The sequence below is a fragment of the Metabacillus niabensis genome (assembly GCF_020524345.1).
Taxonomy (GTDB): Bacteria; Bacillota; Bacilli; order Bacillales; family Bacillaceae; genus Metabacillus; species Metabacillus niabensis_B.
This window is the reverse complement of record NZ_JAIVLH010000003.1, coordinates 112,074-129,246: the sequence shown is the minus strand read 5'-3', so window position 1 is coordinate 129,246 and position 17,173 is coordinate 112,074. Positions and strand designations below refer to the sequence as shown.

Genomic DNA, 17,173 nt, shown 5'->3' with positions numbered 1-17,173 from the left:
AGGAGAGTGAATAAAGATGGCAAAAAACAATGTGTTTATGAAAGAAGAATTGGATCAGTATTACGAAGGGATGAAAAAGCAGCATTTAGGACCACTTTGGTATAATCTCGGACATATGGTAACAAAGGAGCCTGTTCATGATGTAGAACCATATCTGTGGAAATGGAAAACAATCCGAGAATATGTGTTAAAAGCTGGCGAATTACTTGAACCAGGTAAAGATGCTGAGCGACGCGTTGTTTATTTACAAAATCCAAGTTTATTAAAACGAGGTCTTGTAGGTTATGGTACACATACCCTTTATGCTGGTATTCAATTGCTGTTACCAGGTGAAAGTGCACCTTCACACCATCATTCACAGTCAGCGATTCGTTTTGTTATTGAAGGAGACGGAGCATATACAGCCGTTAATGGTGAGAAAACATATATGGAGCGCGGAGATATGATTTTAACTCCGGCATGGACGTGGCATGAACATAAGCATGAAGGAACTGAGCCAATGTTTTGGCTAGATGGGCTTGATGTTGGACTAGTGAAAACAATGGCTGCCTCATTTTTCGAACCATATGAAGAGGAAACCTACCCAATGGAAGCACCTGGAAATTACTCAACAAAGCAATTCTCTATGGGAGCATTTAAGAAGCTTAACGAATCAAAGGAGCCTGGCTATCCTTCCCCAATCTTTGGGTATAAGTTTGAACGGGTGAAGTATTTGCTAGATGAAATGACAAAAGAAGATAACGATCCTTTTGATGGTTATGCAATTGAGTACATTAATCCAACAACAGGCGGCTCTGCAGATTCTCGAATTGGAACGATGATGCAAAAGCTTAAATCCGGTCAACAAACAAAGGCACATCGACATGTGCATAGTGCGATCTTCCACGTTCTTGAAGGCTCAGGTTATACGGTCATTAATGGAGAGAAGTTTGAGTGGGAAAAAGGTGACTTTTTTATCTTACCGCCATGGAGTTTACATGAGCATGTGAACACTGGAGAAGGTGATGTGTTTCTGTTTTCGTTTAATGATAAACCGGTTATGGAAAAATTAGACCTTGAGTACAGTGAAGCATACGAAGATAACGAGGGTCATCAAATTGTAGAGAAAGTGTTTGTACCGGAAAACTAGCATTAAGATAAGGAGGTAGCCTGGAATGAAAATTGCGATTTTTAACGAGAATTTACTTGGAATTGTTCAAGGAAACCAAATCTTTGATGTATCAATTGCAGTAGAGTGGAAGCCTTCTAATCCAGGTGAATCCTTTCAACGCCTTATTGAAAACTTTGATGTGTTGAAAGGAAGAATAGAGGATGCCTTAGCCAAGAGTACATCATATCCTTTATCTAGTGTAAAACTTCATTCACCTGTACCTTCCACAAAGAAAATTTGGGCTGCACCAGTTAACTATAAAAACCATCAAATTGAAATGAATAAAATGTTTAACAATGCTCCAAGAACAATTGAAGATTTAGCACTATTTTTAAAGTCTCCTGAATCATTATCAGGACCGTCCGACCCGATTATTCTTCCTTTTAAGGATCGTCGAACAGATCATGAAGCGGAGCTTGGCTATATTGTTGGTAAGAAAGCGAAAAACGTAAAAGCAGAGGATGCGAAAAACTATATTTTTGGTTATTTTGCTCTGTTAGATATATCAATTAGAGGAAATGAAGAGCGAACATGGAGAAAGTCGTTTGATACGTTTACCCCAATTGGTCCTTGGATAGTCACAGCTGATGAAATTGAAGATCCTAATGATTTAAAAATGACTTTGTGGGTAAATGATGAAATACGCCAGGATGGCAGTACAAAACATTTGATTTATGATTGCTATAAATGTTTTGAAGTTGCTTGTAATAATATGACGCTAAATGCTGGAGATATTATCGCAACAGGAACTCCAGAAGGCGTTGGCCCAATTGAGCATGGTGACAAGGTGAAGATTGAAATTGAACAAATTGGTGGATTTGAAGTAAATGTTTGTCACGCAGTTGAAAAAATAGAGTGCTAGTTTTGAGGGCTCATGGTAGAAAGATTTTCTGCCATGAGTCTTTTTGTATGGACGTTAGTAGAGTAATTTTGTTTAGGAAAATTTTAATAGAGGTTTTAGAAAAAAACTATATTCCTGTTCCGTATAGAGGAACAAAAGGATAAGGATAATCGCTTCGATTTCTTATAATCAAGATAAGAAGAAAACAATTTCGTTAAAGGGGAGAAGGAAATGTCGAATAAAAAGAAATGTGATGTAATCGTTGTCGGTGCTGGTCCGGTTGGACTTGTAGCAGGTCTTGCTTTACAAAAAAAGGGGATTTCATCAGTTGTGATGGAAGCTGAACCATTTGGACGTGCCCGCCCAGGGAGTCGTGCTATTTATCTGCATAGTGCCACGTTAAAGCTCTTAGAAGAAACATCAAAAGGACTTGGTTTTACTCTAGCAAGAAACGGAATTATCTGGCCAGTAAAAAGAACTTTGTACAAAGGTAAAGAAGTGTATGTCCGTAATTATGGAATAACCAATAACAAGGATCCTCATAAACTACCGCATTTTACAGCACTTCATCAAGATGAAATTGAAAAACATATTTATGAAGAATGCTTGGAATCTGGTGTGGAGTTTTCCTGGAATTCACCTGTAGACAAATTAGTTATTGAAAAAGATCATGTTATTTTAACGACGAAATCTGGTGAAGAATGGGAAGCTAAATACATTATTGGTAGTGATGGGGCTCGTTCTATAGTGCGGGAACAAGCTGGCTTAAAGTTTGAGGGTCCGAGAACAAATGATACTTTTCTTGTCGTCGATGTGAAAGAAGATGAAGAGAATCCTCTCCCTCTTGAGAGAACATTCCATTATCAGCACCCTGCAATGGGAGGGAGAAATGTGATGTTTGTTCCTTTTAAAGGGGGCTGGCGTGTCGACCTTCAACTGTTAGAAAACGATAATCCAGAAGAGTTTTCTGATCTTGAAGGAGTGAAAAAGTGGCTACCAAAAGTAATGGATTCAAAATACTCGGAAAGAATTACATGGGTATCAACATATCGTTTTCATCAGGTTGTTGCTAACTCGTTTACAGATGAAAAACACAGAGTTCTTCTTGCGGGGGAAGCAGCTCATTTATTCGCTCCATTTGGTGCTCGCGGTCTAAACTCTGGAGTTCCTGATGCACTGTTAGCTGTTCGTGGAATTGAAAAAGCCCTAAAAGCTAATTCAGAAGAAGAGCGAACAGAAGCCATTGAAGCGGTGGCGAATGAACGTAGAATTGCAGCGTTGTGGAACCGTGATGGCTCAAGCACAGCCCTACATCATTTACAAGGAAATGCTCCTGATATGAATATGAAGCGTGAATTAGCTGCATCACTTGTATCTATTATTCCTAGATTGGGACGTTGGCTAGATGAAGGTCCTTATGGTCCTAAATTTGGACCACCTGAATTAACAACAAAATATTAACATAAAACCAATCGAAGGGAGCGGAAGATACATGTCTGAGAATATTAATGTTGCAGAAGTTGATTTGCAGACTAAATCTATTGACGCAATGGTGAATAGATTACAAGCTATTCATTGGGGGAAGAAGGCTGGACAGCAAAACCTAGAGGCAGAGGAAAAAGTCATTGAATTTATGGATAATCTTAATGTGAATTCTTATGAAATAAAGTGGTTATCCAAAGAAGAAGTACCAGAAACAATTAGCTGTCTTACCTTTGAGGGAAGTGAAATGTGGGAATCTTTAAAAGAAATTCCAGAAGAGTTAAGCCGCAAGATTAAGGAAGCTGGTCATGAAAAGTACCTTTTGGATTTAGGTGATCGCGTGCCGGAACTCGTCTTTCATGGTGCTTATTCACATCTGTTTCAGCAATTTGAAGAAAAGAAAACCGTAGAATACCTAGTTGGTTTAGCCATGTACGTGAGTGTAATGTCATGCACAGCGGAGCTAGCCGAGGGGAAAAATATTTTTATATCAATTGTTGATTTAATTGAGGCTGGTCATTTACCGATAGGACCTGAGGGAAATACGTTTTATCTAATATAGTATTGAAAAACCATCCAGTGTTCTGTTGCTGGATGGTTTATTTAAAGTATCCCAGCATTTCAGAGATCTGACTGCCTGCTGCTTTTATTTTATCAATGAATAGTGGAAACCTTTCCTCTGTTATTCGTGATGTTGAACTAATAATTGATACAGAAGCAACTACGTTTTCTGTATGATCATAGATAGGGGCAGCGATCCCGACAAAGCCTTTGTAAAAATGGCCGGGTGTAATGGCATAGCCTTTTTTTCGGATTTTACTCATTTCATCTCTTAATTCTTTTGGTTCTGTTAGTGTGAACTCTGTGTAAGAGTAAAAAGTATTCTTTAAAAAGCTATTGATACTCTTTTGTTTTTGAAAAGCCATAATTGCTAACCCTTCACTAGTACAATGAATAGGATTTTTCCTGCCCATATAGGTTAAGAGTCTTTCAGGTTGGTCACATTCTTTTCGAAATAAATAAACAACTTCATGATCTTCAAGAAGACAAATATGAACGCTTTCCCCTAACTCATCTACAAGATTGTCTACGATAGGTTGTGCTTCACGATAGAGTTCTCTATGACTAAATACAACACCACCTAAAGTTAAGAGAGATAGTCCTAAGCGATAATGATTTGTTTTCGGATTTTTAGATAAAAATCCTTCATTTACTAGCTCCGCAATTAATCGATGTGCGGTGCTTTTAGGCAAATCAATAAGTCTTGCAATCTCTGTTACACTTAATTCTTCCTGACCCTTTTTGAACAAACGTAATATTCTCATAGCATTCTTAACAGATGATAAGATAGCTTTTGCTGGGGTATCCATATCCATTTAGCTTCACACCTCTATTTAGAATCTTCTTCTATTATACTAAAAAAGAATGAGTTTCTTCTATTTAACAAAGGAAAAGTTAGGCTTTTTAGTGAATTGATAGATATGAGTAAAAATGTAAGAGTCTAAGAGGGTGGAGTGAGTGTATTGAAGGAGAAAAGAGACTCATCTCTAGCAAATGCTTTAAGTATTTTAAAAGGCTTTACAGTGGATCATCCTGAACAAGGTGTGACAGATGTTGCGAAACATTTAGGATTAAGCAAAAGTACCGTTCACAGGCTGCTTGCGTCTATGGCAAGTGAAGGCTTTGTTTATAAAAATCCTCGTTCAAATCGTTACAGCTTAGGGACCTCTGTCTTAACATTAACGAATCTTGTGAGTTCACAGTTACCAATTTTAACTGAATCCGTTCCTGTTTTAAATATGTTAACAGAAAGAACAGGTGAAACCTCACATCTTGGAATTCTTGAGGATCAACATATGATTTACCTTCAAAAGGTAGAGTGTGATAACCCAACTTCACTGTTTACACATATTGGGAAAAGGCATCCTATTCATGCAACAAGCATTGGTCAAGCTATTCTAGCCTTTCAGGAGTTGGAAGAAAGACATCAACTTTTGCCGGAGAAGTTGGAATCCTTTACAAGTAACACGATAACCTCCCATGAAAGTTTATATGAAAAGTTAAATAGTATTAAAGCAGAGAAATATGCTGTATGTGACCAAGAATTTCAGGAACACGTAATGGCAATTGCAGCACCAATCTTTAATGAGAAGGGACAAGTGTTGGCAGCCATTAATATGGTCGGACCAGCAAATCGGATGAAAAGTAAGTTGAATAGTCATAGATTAGTTGAAGAAGTCGTTCGTTCAGGAGAGAAAATGACGGAATTAGTAAGGTTGCGCAAACGAAAGGAAAATAATCGTTTCAAAAGCTGAGAATTTGATTCTCAGCTTTATTTTTTTGCTTTTTTTCTGAATTGTTCCATATAGAAGAACGATAGAATGTGAGCTCACTATTCATCTCGATATAATATGAGCAAGAGTAAAACAATTTTCGATTTGGAGGGAATGAAATTGAAGCTAGTGATGTTTACGAAAGATGGGATATCCCGTTTAGGGGCAATAGAGAATGAAAACGTGATTGATTTGAACGCCGCCTATCGTTCCTTACTTGATTCAGAAGGGAAGTTACGTGCCGAAAAAATTGCAGAAGCATTTGTTCCAGGAGAAATGACGGAATTTCTACAAGGTGGATTAGAAAGCATTGAGGAGGCAAAAAAGGCAGTTGCTTATGCGGTAAATCATGATGAAGTAAAGGGACGTAAGCTGGTGTTCTCTGTTTCTGATGTCAAAATAGAGGCACCTGTTCCTGCTCCTGGCAAAATGATTTGCGTTGGCCATAATTATCGTGAGCATATTTTAGAAATGAAGCGTGAACTGCCTCCACATCCAGTTGTTTTCGCTAAGTTTGCCAATACGATTGTCGGACCACAGGATGATATTCCATTTCATCCGATTTCAGAGCAGCTTGACTATGAAGCGGAATTTGCTTTTGTGATTGGACAACGTGCACGCAATGTTTCGCAAGATGAGGCTTTAAAATATGTTGCAGGATATACAATTGTGAATGATGTTACGTATCGTGATTTACAACGACGTACATTACAGTGGCTTCAAGGAAAGGCAGTTGATGGAAGCGCTCCAATGGGTCCTTGGTTAATAACAACAGACGAATTGACCGATCCATCTGGATTAGAAATTGTTTTAACGGTGAATGGAGAAGAACGCCAACGATCTAATACTGCCAATCTTGTTTTCTCGGTTCCGTATCTTGTTGAATTTTTGTCCAATATCATGACGCTTGAGCCCGGTGATATCATTTTAACTGGTACACCCGGAGGAGTAGGTGTTGCACGAGATCCACAAGTGTTTTTAAAAGATGGAGACGTGGTTCGTATTGAGGTCGATCAGGTTGGAGTCCTTGAGAATAAAGTGAAACAAACAGCGGAGGTGCCCGTATCATGACCAAAACATTACAAGCGAGCTCTATTGAATCTGTACAGCACTCTATTCATAACATCATGAACGTTGTGAAGGGACTTTCAGAGAAGGAAATTAGATGGCAGCCATCTACGGAAGAATGGTCAATTATGCAAATTATTACTCATGTTGCCGAAGCTATTCCTTATTGGGTGAGGGAAATTCAACAGATAAAAGAACATCCTGATCAAACATGGGGTCGAGGCTTAACGGATGAAACAAGACTGAAAACAGTGTCAGAAGAAAATGTGACCAGTTTGCAGATTGCGGATGTACTAGACCAACTTGCTTCTATTCCAGCTGAGGTAGAAAAAACGCTTCAAGCCCTTTCAAGTGAAGATTTAGAAATAATTGCTCCAAGCCGTAACCCGCGCTTTGATGGAAAACCTGTTGAGTTTATCGTGAACCATTTGATCGTGGAGCATGTTGAAAAGCACTATCATCAAATTCAGCGCAATTTATCAAAGTATAATCAAGAATAGGGGGAGAAGACATGGCGGAAAAAAATGAATTTTTTAACAGTACGATTGTTCAGGATTTTAATAGAGACATAGAACAATACCATCTTGGTCCTTTATGGAATGCGATTCCAGATTTAATGAAGCATACACCTGAACCACATGCACAGGCATACTTATGGAAAAGTGAATTATTAATGAAAAAGCTAAAGGAAGCTACACAAATTTTTACTCCAGATCGTGGGGGAGAAAGAAGAGCAATTTACTTACAAAATCCGGGTCTAAATTACAGAAAGCCGTGGGGCTGGGCATCAACGACTCAAACATTATACGCAGCTGTTCAATTAATCCAACCTGGTGAAACAGCACCATCTCATCGACACGTGCAAAACGCACTTCGTTTTGTCATGGAAGGAGAAGGGGCATATTCCATTGTTCAGGGTGAAAGAATCTTCATGGAAAGAGGAGATTTCTTAACAACACCAAACGGCCTGTGGCACGGTCACGGACATGAAGGTGATAAACCAATGATCTGGATGGACTGTCTTGATATTCCTACAATCTACTATCTTGGTGGAACATTCTTTGAACCATATCCAGATCGTATCGAGCAGCCTAGTCTTCCAGATAATTATAGTTCACAACGTTACCAAGGTGGAATGGTTCGTCCAATTTCCGATCGCTATTCGAAAAAAGCTCCTCTTGGCTCTTATAAATGGCAAGGAACAGAGGCAGCAATCAACGGCTTAAGTCGATTTGAGCCAGATCCGTATGATGGCTATGCCGTTGAGTATATTAATCCTTCAAATGGAGATACAGCATGTCCAACCATTGCAGCTTGGATGCAAAAGCTTCCTGCTGGATTTAGAGGAAAAGCACACCGACATACACATGCTTCTATTTATCACGTTCATGAAGGTGAAGGCTATACAACTATTAATGGTGTTCGATTTGATTGGTCAAAAGGTGATTTCTTTGTTGTACCAAACTGGGCATTACACGAGCACGTTGCTTCAAGTGATAGCTATTTATTCTCAACAAATGATTTACCAATCTTGGAGAAATTCGGATTGGAACGCAAACAAGAGTATGATAAGAATAATGGGTATCAGACAATTACTGGTGAGTTTTCTCCGGTTTTAGGATAGTTGATATATGTTTTAAAGAATGTATGTGGGCTGAACCCAAAAGTCTAGCTAATTAGTCTTTTGGGTTCAGTCTTTTTTCGATATGGTTTATATACAAAAAAATGTTCCATTCTGCTGTTTAATAGCTTTTAGCAAGTCTGACGCTCAAGGAAAAGGAAAGCTTGATTAGAGTATTATTTAAGGAAATAGGTAAGAGACATAGTGTAATTTGTCTTTCTTCTGAAATAATTTATTTTCTGCGAAATAAAATGGATAATATTATAAACTAATTGATTAGCTTTAGAATAGGAACATTCACTGATAGGTTTATGTTGTCGGCTGTTGAGTATAATACATTATTTCATACACAAGAAAATGATAAAACTTGTCTTATTGTTCTAGGTGAGCGCCTTACGCTTTTTTGTTTTCGTGTCTAATATGATAGAAAAAAGAAAATACTTGCAAACGGTTTTATGATCTATTATTATAAAATCATAAGTAATCCGAAACGTTTTGGGGGCTGGGTGACATGACAACAATAAAAGATATTGCTAAAGCTGCTGGTGTATCAGTTACAACAGTTTCTAGGGCGATAAATGGATACTCAGATGTTAGCGAGAAAACAAGACAAAAAATTATGAAATTAGTTAAAGAGCTAAACTATAGCCCTAATACGCTGGCAAGAGGACTTGTAATGAATAAATCCAAAACAATCGGATTGTTAGTATCAGGGTTAAACAGAGAAAGTGAAAAAGATCAAATTACTTTTTCGGTTCTTTCTGGTATCAATGAATGTGCATCTGAATTAGATTATGATCTCGTATTATTTAATACGAACTCGACTAAACAGCGGGAGAAAACCTATACACAGCTTTGTCGTGAGCGTAGAGTAGATGGGGCTATTATTCAGGGAATTAAAACAGATGACCCATATTTGCAAGAGGTTGTAAATAGTGATATTCCTTGTGTATTAATTGATTATCCAATACAAAGTGAGAATGTTGGACACGTTACAACAGATAATAAATTAGGTGCCAAAAAGGCAGTTAATCACCTCATTGAATTGGGGCATAAAAATATTGCGATGATCAATGGTCATAGCAAGGCTTTTGTTAGTAAAATAAGACTCGAAGGATACATGGAAGCATTACAGGAGGCTGGTCTTTCATATAAAAAAGAATGGGTAGTCAATGGAATGTTTGAAGAAGAAACAGGAAAAGAACAAGCTATTAAACTATTAAAAAAACACCCTGAAATTACAGCTATTTTTTCTGCAAGTGATTTAATGGCACTAGGAATTCTTGAAGGGGCAAAAGAGATAGGTAGAAAGGTCCCAGAAGATTTATCTGTAGTAGGGTATGATGACATATTATTAGCAGGATACTCTAACCCACCTTTGACAACTATTTCTCAAAATATCTTTCAATTAGGTTATCAAGCTGCAAACCTTTTAATAAAAATGTTAGAAGGAACACTTGAGCCACATGTGATTACCCTTGGAACTAAACTTGTTGTAAGGGAATCTGCGGCTAAAAACCACAAGTAATGAGTGGTTTTTAGCGTAAATCCAAAACGTTTAAGTAGTATTGGTAAAAATGCTCGATTATATTTTATTTAACAAAAATCCAAAACGTTAAAGTTACATATAAATAAGATTTTTTTATGTGCAAATTCCGAAACGTTTTGGAAATTAAGTTCATAATTAAACATCAATGTTAAGAGATTGGATGTGGAAGTAGAATGGATTACCGCGTGATAAAAGAAAATGATTTATTTTTACTAACAGATGACAAAGGAAATATCCCTGAGAATCATTCATATGGTTTAGGTTTATATACGAAGGATACTCGTTTTCTAAGCAAATTGGATCTTCGTATTAATGGGGAGGAACCTATTCTGTTGTCATCAGATGCTGATGAAAACTATATGGCTAAGATTTTATTAACAAATCCACATATGGAAAAAGATGGAGAACTCATTTTATGGCGTGAATCAGTCGAAATAGAACGTACACGGTTTATTTACGGAGACGTGTTATATGAAACAGTTAAGGTGAAAAATTACTATCCAAAGCCTGTTGAATTTAACCTAAGTATCCATGTGGATGTTGATTTTAAAGACATGTTTATTGTTCGCGGCTTTCAAAATGGAGAGGTTGGAAAGCGTACAGGGCAAACAATTGATGGGAATTCATTAACTTATCATTATGAAGGTGCTGATCAAATTAATAGACGCACAAGAATTGATTGGAATAAAGAAGCAGTTCAGGTAACCGAAGCAGGTGACATTACGTTTGATTTTAATCTTGATCATGGGTGTGAAGAATCTGTCACTTTTATGGTTCAACCACAAGTAGGTGACACAAACGATAATAAGGTCATTGAATCGGAATTGGCTCTTAATCAACTAAAAAAATCATATCAAGAGTGGGAAGCAAACATTCCGAAGGTGAAAACAGATCATGATGCTCTTCAACGTCTTGTGGATCGAGGGATTGGCGACTTACGAGTTCTATTAACAGATCTTGGTTATGGCAAGTTCCCTGTAGCGGGCTTACCTTGGTTCGGCGTTCCATTTGGTCGTGATAGTTTAATAGCTGCTCTACAAATGCTATCACTAAACCCTGACGTGGCTAAAGGGACAATTTTAACAATGGCAAGCCAACAAGGGAAAAACCTAGATTCCTGGCGTGATGAACAACCAGGTAAAATTATGCACGAAATTCGTTTTGGGGAACTAGCAAACACAAATCAGATTCCATTCACACCATACTATGGAACAATTGATGCTACACCACTTTTCCTGGTCTTAATCAGCGAGTATGTAAAATGGACGGGTGATCTTGAGATTGTGAAGGAAGTGGAGTCGAATATTGCGGCAGCCTTAACATGGATCGATCAATACGGAGATCGTGATGGTGATTTATTTGTTGAATATCATCAAGAATCTAGTAAGGGAATTGCGAATCAAGGTTGGAAAGATTCAGGTGACTCCATTGTGCACCGTAACGGAGATTATGCAAAAACACCAATTGCATTAGCTGAAGTTCAAGGTTACGTCTATCAAGCAAAAGTAGGAATGGCTGATCTTTACGACCAACTTGGAAAACAAGAGGAAGCTAACGAGCTTAGACAACAAGCAGGTGAACTGAAAGAAAAGTTTGATAAAGAGTTCTGGATGGATGATGTGAACTTCTATGCGATTGCTCTTGATGAAAATAAAAAACAAGTTGGAACCATCACGTCAAATCCAGGTCATGTCTTATTCTCGGGTATGCTCTCTGAAGAAAGAAACAAAGCTGTAGCGAACATGCTTCTTTCGGAAAAAATGTTTTCAGGCTATGGAATTCGAACAATGGGTGAGGGGGAAGCTGGCTATAATCCAATGAGTTATCATGATGGAAGCATCTGGCCTCATGACAATAGCATGATTTTATTAGGAATGGGTAAACTTGGTCAGCAGGAAGAAGCCAAAAAAGTGATGACTGGTTTAATCGATGCCGCAGCTCATTTCGAATATGATCGTTTGCCTGAACTTTTCTGTGGTTACAGCAAAGAGATTGGTCAGGCTGTGAAATATCCAGTTGCGTGCTCCCCGCAGGCTTGGGCTGCTGGAACACCAATTGTCTTTATCCAAACTTTATTAGGGTTATTCCCAGATAGTTTGAAAAAGGAAATGAAACTAAATCCGACTCTATTAGATGACATGAACTCATTAACTGTTGAAGGAATGACAATTGGAAATGGTCAACTATCGGTTTCACTTCAACGAAATCAAGATCGCATTGAAGTAACAGTTTTAGAGAATACAACAGGGTTTGAACTTATCTATTAATACAGCATTGTTTATGAAGAAAAACCATAAAAGGGGGAAGCAAAAATGAAGATGAAAAAGTGGTTAGCTGCTTTAGGTACAGTATCTTTCTTAGTTGGAAGTGTTTTAACTGGCTGTAGCAATGGTGATGAAAAGGATAGTGCAAGCGGAGATGCAACAAACTCCGATCAACCAGTTGAAATTACACTTGCTGGATGGGGGTCATCTCCAGAAGAAAGTGAACTACTAAAACAAGTTCTTCAAGATTTTGAAACAAGTCATCCTACTATTAAGGTGAAGCATGAAGTAATCGCTGATCAATATATGGATGTTATGAAAACAAGATTAATCGGTGGTGAAGGTCCAGATGTATTCTATCTTGATGCGTTTGAAGCACCAGGTTTAATTGAAACAGGTGTTGTAGAACCTTTAGATAGCTACGTGACAGATGAATTTGACACAGATGATTTTGAAAAACCTCTAATAGAAGCTTTCCAAATGGATGGTAAAACGTATGGTTTCCCGAAAGGATATTCTACTCTAGCTCTTTTCTATAATAAGAAAATGTTTGCTGATGCTGGCGTAGAAGTTCCAAAAACATGGGCTGAACTACAAGACGTATCTAAAAAATTAACACAAGGTAATCAAGTATTTGGTTTCGGTCAAAATCCAGAATTAGCACGCCTTCAATTCATTGCAGAATCTAGAGGCGGGGATGTTGTAAAAGATGGTAAAGCAAACTTCGCAAGTGAAGGTGTTGTCGCAGGATTACAACCATATGTGGATCAGCACTTAGTGGACAAAACGGCAGCACAACCGAATGAAGTTGGTGCAGGTTGGACTGGTGAAATGTTCGGTCAAGGAAAAGCGGCAATGGTCATTGAAGGGAACTGGGCTATTCCATACTTACAAAGTACGTTCCGAGATATTGATTTCGGAACAACAGAAGTACCAACAATCGATGGAAAACAAGGAACAATGGCATTTACTGTAGGTTACGTGATGAATGCAGCATCAGAGAAGAAAGAAGCTGCTTGGGAGCTGATTTCCTATCTAACTGGTAAAGAAGGAATGAAAACTTGGACGTCAAAAGGATTTGAACTACCATCTCGTCAATCCGTTGCAGCTGAGCTTGGATATGATAAAGATGAGTTACGTGGCGCACTTGTAAAAGGTGCACCATATGCAACAGTTTGGTCTGATGGTAAAAACCTACCTGTTATTTTTACGAACTTTAATAATCAGTTTGTTAGTGCATACTTAGGTGATCGACCACTAAAAGATGCATTGAAGGAAGCACAAGATCAAGCGAATAAAGAGATTGAAGCACAACAATAATTTTAAGAGAGGAAGGAATTGCTTCCTTCCTCTTGATCCTTTTAAGGTATACAACTCTTTCTAGCGATGTTTCAATCTAACATCGCTAGAAAGAGTTATATAAACTAAAAGAGAGGGCTCTTATTAAGGGAGATGAAACACATGAAAAGAAAGTACTCACCAGCAAGATTAAGAGAGGCAGGTCAAGGTTATTTATTCATGTCACCTGCTTTATTTGTCCTGTTACTATTTGTTGTTGGCCCTATTTTATATGCGATTTTCTTATCGTTTAATGATGTTCAATTATTAGGTGGAACAAGCTATAAATTTGTTGCCTTTGAAAACTTTGCCAAAATACTAGATGACACAAGGGCTAAGATCGCTCTTTGGAATACATTCAAATATGTTGTGATTGTGGTACCGTGTCAAACCATTCTAGCATTGATTTTAGCAGCTTCTTTAAACGCAGGATTAAAGGGAGAAAAGTTTTTTAGAATCGTATATTTTCTTCCGACCTTAACATCATCAGCCGTATTAACGTTAATTTTTATGTGGATGTACAACCAAAATGGGTTAATTAACAATCTATTAAGCATGGTAGGATTACCAACTTACAACTGGATGGGAGACCCGGCAGTTGCGTTAAATGCGATTATGATTATGAACATCTGGTCAACTGCACCATTCTTTATGGTTATTTATTTAGCGGCTCTTCAAGATGTGCCTGATTCACTTTATGAAGCAGCTGAACTAGATGGAGCAGGCCCAATTAAAAAGTTTTTGTATATTACTGTTCCAAACTTACGACCAGTTACTTCATTTGTTGTCATCATGGGGATTATCGGGACATTCCAGTTATTTGATCAATCCTATATTTTCTCAGGTGGATCTGGTGGACCCAATAACTCTACATTAACGGTTGTTTTATTGATATATCAATACGCATTTAAGAATTTTGGCACAATGGGATATGCTGCAGCACTTGCCTTTGCTCTGGCATTGGTGATCCTAGTAGCAACCTTAATTCAACGAAAATTTTCAAAAGAGGAATCCCTCTACTAAGGAGTGAGCAGCATGAAGAAAAGAAATATTGGAAGAAACATCTTATATGTGATTCTAGTAGGCTACGCGATTATTACGCTCATCCCATTTTTATGGGCGCTATCTTCTTCTTTTAAGACCCTTGAAGAAATTGTAAGTGGTTCGATGAATTTTATCCCGAAAGATTTTACCTTCGACAACTATAAGACGATTTTTGTAGAACAAGAGTTATTTCCAAGATGGTTATTTAATAGTGTATTTATCGCAACTGTAGCGACAGCTTTAAACTTAATCTTTAATTCAATGGCTGGATACGCTCTTGCTAGATTAAGTTTTCCAGGTGAAAAAGCATTGTTCGTCACCATATTAGCTGTGTTGATGATTCCTGCACAGGTAACGATGATACCAAACTATCTAATTTTAAAAGAGCTAGGTTGGTTAAATTCCTACCAAGGAATGATTGCTCCATCTATGATTAATGCAACGTTCATCTTTATGATGCGCCAATTCTTTATTAACTTCCCAAAAGAATTGGAAGAGGCAGCTTCGATTGACGGTCTAAATAGATTTGGTATCTTCTTCAAAGTTGTTTTACCATTAGCTCGTCCGGCCTTAGCAGCACAAACGATTTTTGTTTTTATGGGACTATGGAATGATTTTATGCGCCCATTAATTGTACTATCGGATCCAAACCTATTTACATTGCCACTTGGATTAAATACATTTAAAGGTCAGTATATTAGCTATTGGAACTATATCATGGCTGCCTCTATGGTCTTTACATTACCTGTACTATTAATCTATGCCTTTTTCAATAAGTATTTTATTAAAGGTATATCATTTACGGGTGGGAAATAGAGTAAACTGTTTATCATCTATCTCAAATTTAGGTCATATGAAAGAAATTGGAGTACAGTTTACAGGTTCCTCAAATAGCAGTGGTCAAACAGCTGTGTATGTTGATCATGTAGCAATTCAATGATCTTCCTATAATAAGTGATAACATTGTTAAATAATAATTAACTTAGAGTAATGATCATGTTAATTCCCTTACTAATTTTGATAGGAGAGGGACTTAGTTCGAGTAATCAAAGTAGGAAGCTTCAATCCCTTGATAAAGAAAGGGATTGAAGCTTTTCTTGTTTTTAATCTGTTTTAGCTAGTCGTGTGAAAACCATGATCTCAACATGATTAGTATGAATTACTATATTGTTTACTGCTTTCAAAATTTGGAATCCAGTCACCATGTGCTTCAATTAGTTCATCACACATTGCAACAATCTTATCGATGGATAACTCAGCCGCTGTATGTGGATCTAGCATTGCAGCTTGATAAATGTGTTCTCTTTTCTTTGTAACTGCTGCTTCAATTGTTAAAAGTTGTGTATTAATATTTGTTCGGTTGAGTGCTGCCAATTGTTCCGGAAGATCTCCTACATAGCATGGATTAATACCACTGCGGTCAGCAACACAAGGGACTTCGACAACAGCGTTTTCAGGTAAATTGCTAATTAAACGTCCCTTATTTAAGACATTACCACCAAATTTAAAAGGAATGTTTGTTTCGATAGCTTCAATGATGCGTGAACCATATTCATGTGAGCGAGTATGAGTCAGTTGAGCGTTGTTGACAACTTCATCACGCATTTTATTCCAACCTTCAATTTGCGCAATGCAACGTCTTGGATATTCATCAAGAGGGATGTTGAATTTATCAATTAATTCAGGTTCATTTTGTTTAATAAAATACGGATGATATTCTGCATTATGCTCAGAAGATTCTGTTACATAATATCCGAATTTATCCATCAATTCAAATCGTACCATATCATGATGTTTGGTTTTTTGTTTTTCTCTTGCACGTCTTTTAATTTCAGGGTATAAATCCTGACCATTACGTTTGATCTCCAGTAACCAAGCCATATGGTTTATACCAGCAATTTTTTCTTCAATTCCTTCATGATCCATTTCTAATGATTTAAGCAGATGTTCACTACAAATTTGTACGCTATGGCATAGGCCAACTGTCTTTACATTTGTGAAACGGAGCATTGCTCCAGTTAAAGCTGCCATCGGATTTGTATAATTTAAAAATAAGGCATCTGGACAAACTTCTTCAATATCCCTAGCGAAATCCATCATGACTGGGATAGTACGCAGTGATCGGAAAATCCCACCTATTCCAACTGTATCAGCAATCGTTTGACGGAGACCATATTTTTTAGGAATGTCAAAATCAATCACAGTGCTTGGTTTGTATCCCCCTACTTGGATAGCATTAATAATATATTTTGCTCCTCGCAACGCTTCTTTTCGATCAGAATACGCTTTTACTGTGATATTCGCTTTTAAACTATGTTTTAAATTGTTCAACATATTTTCTGAGTCTTTTAGTCTTTGCTCGTCAATATCAAATAGGGCAAATTCAAAGCCTGATAATGCTGGAACAAACATACAGTCACCAAGAACATTTTTTGCGAAAATAGTACTTCCTGCTCCTAGAAATGTTATTTTAGACATCTAGT

16 protein-coding genes are annotated in these 17,173 nt (G+C 37.5%); 14 read left to right on the top strand and 2 right to left on the bottom strand.

Going from position 1 to position 17,173, the window contains the following annotated elements; genetic code table 11:
* Positions 1 to 16: 16 nt before the first annotated feature.
* The 4 genes from LC095_RS05585 (at position 17) to LC095_RS05570 (ending at position 4,035) form a co-directional block, all read left to right on the top strand.
* Positions 17 to 1,129: a cupin domain-containing protein gene (locus LC095_RS05585; RefSeq protein WP_226527220.1), complete on the top strand. Its 1,113-nt coding sequence runs from the start codon at positions 17 to 19 to the stop codon at positions 1,127 to 1,129.
* A gap of 25 nt (positions 1,130 to 1,154) precedes the next feature.
* Positions 1,155 to 2,012, top strand: coding sequence for a fumarylacetoacetate hydrolase family protein (locus LC095_RS05580; protein WP_226527219.1), 858 nt, complete (start codon positions 1,155 to 1,157; stop codon positions 2,010 to 2,012).
* Between the two features lie 210 nt (positions 2,013 to 2,222).
* The gene (locus tag LC095_RS05575; protein ID WP_226527218.1) at positions 2,223 to 3,452 is read left to right on the top strand and encodes an FAD-dependent oxidoreductase; all 1,230 of its coding nucleotides are present in this window, start codon (positions 2,223 to 2,225) and stop codon (positions 3,450 to 3,452) included.
* A 31-nt stretch (positions 3,453 to 3,483) separates the two neighbouring features.
* On the top strand, positions 3,484 to 4,035 hold the full coding sequence (locus tag LC095_RS05570) for a hypothetical protein (protein ID WP_226527217.1): 552 nt from the start codon (positions 3,484 to 3,486) through the stop codon (positions 4,033 to 4,035).
* A 37-nt stretch (positions 4,036 to 4,072) separates the two neighbouring features.
* Here the strand turns inward: LC095_RS05570 and LC095_RS05565 are convergent, their stop codons facing one another.
* Positions 4,073 to 4,849, bottom strand: a complete 777-nt coding sequence (locus LC095_RS05565; protein ID WP_226527216.1) for an IclR family transcriptional regulator — start codon at positions 4,847 to 4,849, stop codon at positions 4,073 to 4,075.
* Between the two features lie 138 nt (positions 4,850 to 4,987).
* On the opposite strand from LC095_RS05565, the gene LC095_RS05560 reads away from it, so the two are divergent.
* From LC095_RS05560 to LC095_RS26750, 10 genes are all read left to right on the top strand, one after another.
* On the top strand, positions 4,988 to 5,788 hold the full coding sequence (locus tag LC095_RS05560) for an IclR family transcriptional regulator (RefSeq protein ID WP_226527215.1): 801 nt from the start codon (positions 4,988 to 4,990) through the stop codon (positions 5,786 to 5,788).
* Positions 5,789 to 5,926: 138 nt separating this feature from the next.
* Positions 5,927 to 6,877 carry a fumarylacetoacetate hydrolase family protein gene (locus tag LC095_RS05555; protein WP_226527351.1) on the top strand — a complete coding sequence of 317 codons (951 nt, stop codon included), beginning with the start codon at positions 5,927 to 5,929 and terminating at the stop codon, positions 6,875 to 6,877.
* On the top strand, positions 6,874 to 7,374 hold the full coding sequence (locus LC095_RS05550) for a DinB family protein (RefSeq protein WP_226527214.1): 501 nt from the start codon (positions 6,874 to 6,876) through the stop codon (positions 7,372 to 7,374). Before LC095_RS05555 ends, LC095_RS05550 begins: the two co-directional genes overlap by 4 nt.
* 11 nt (positions 7,375 to 7,385) lie before the next feature.
* Positions 7,386 to 8,498: a cupin domain-containing protein gene (locus tag LC095_RS05545; RefSeq protein ID WP_226527213.1), complete on the top strand. Its 1,113-nt coding sequence runs from the start codon at positions 7,386 to 7,388 to the stop codon at positions 8,496 to 8,498.
* A 508-nt stretch (positions 8,499 to 9,006) separates the two neighbouring features.
* Positions 9,007 to 10,023: a LacI family DNA-binding transcriptional regulator gene (locus tag LC095_RS05540; protein WP_226527212.1), complete on the top strand. Its 1,017-nt coding sequence runs from the start codon at positions 9,007 to 9,009 to the stop codon at positions 10,021 to 10,023.
* Positions 10,024 to 10,217: 194 nt separating this feature from the next.
* The gene (locus LC095_RS05535) at positions 10,218 to 12,311 is read left to right on the top strand and encodes an amylo-alpha-1,6-glucosidase (RefSeq protein ID WP_226527211.1); all 2,094 of its coding nucleotides are present in this window, start codon (positions 10,218 to 10,220) and stop codon (positions 12,309 to 12,311) included.
* A gap of 45 nt (positions 12,312 to 12,356) precedes the next feature.
* Complete coding sequence (locus tag LC095_RS05530; RefSeq protein WP_226527210.1) at positions 12,357 to 13,628, top strand: ABC transporter substrate-binding protein; 1,272 nt, start codon at positions 12,357 to 12,359, stop codon at positions 13,626 to 13,628.
* 141 nt (positions 13,629 to 13,769) lie between these two features.
* The gene (locus LC095_RS05525; RefSeq protein WP_226527209.1) at positions 13,770 to 14,669 is read left to right on the top strand and encodes a carbohydrate ABC transporter permease; all 900 of its coding nucleotides are present in this window, start codon (positions 13,770 to 13,772) and stop codon (positions 14,667 to 14,669) included.
* A 12-nt stretch (positions 14,670 to 14,681) separates the two neighbouring features.
* Positions 14,682 to 15,506, top strand: coding sequence for a carbohydrate ABC transporter permease (locus tag LC095_RS05520; protein ID WP_226527208.1), 825 nt, complete (start codon positions 14,682 to 14,684; stop codon positions 15,504 to 15,506).
* Complete coding sequence (locus LC095_RS26750) at positions 15,496 to 15,630, top strand: hypothetical protein (protein ID WP_264195927.1); 135 nt, start codon at positions 15,496 to 15,498, stop codon at positions 15,628 to 15,630. The genes LC095_RS05520 and LC095_RS26750 overlap by 11 nt, the downstream gene beginning before the upstream one ends.
* Before the next feature lie 209 nt (positions 15,631 to 15,839).
* Here the strand turns inward: LC095_RS26750 and LC095_RS05515 are convergent, their stop codons facing one another.
* Positions 15,840 to 17,168, bottom strand: a complete 1,329-nt coding sequence (locus LC095_RS05515) for an alpha-glucosidase/alpha-galactosidase (RefSeq protein ID WP_226527207.1) — start codon at positions 17,166 to 17,168, stop codon at positions 15,840 to 15,842.
* Positions 17,169 to 17,173: the final 5 nt, after the last annotated feature.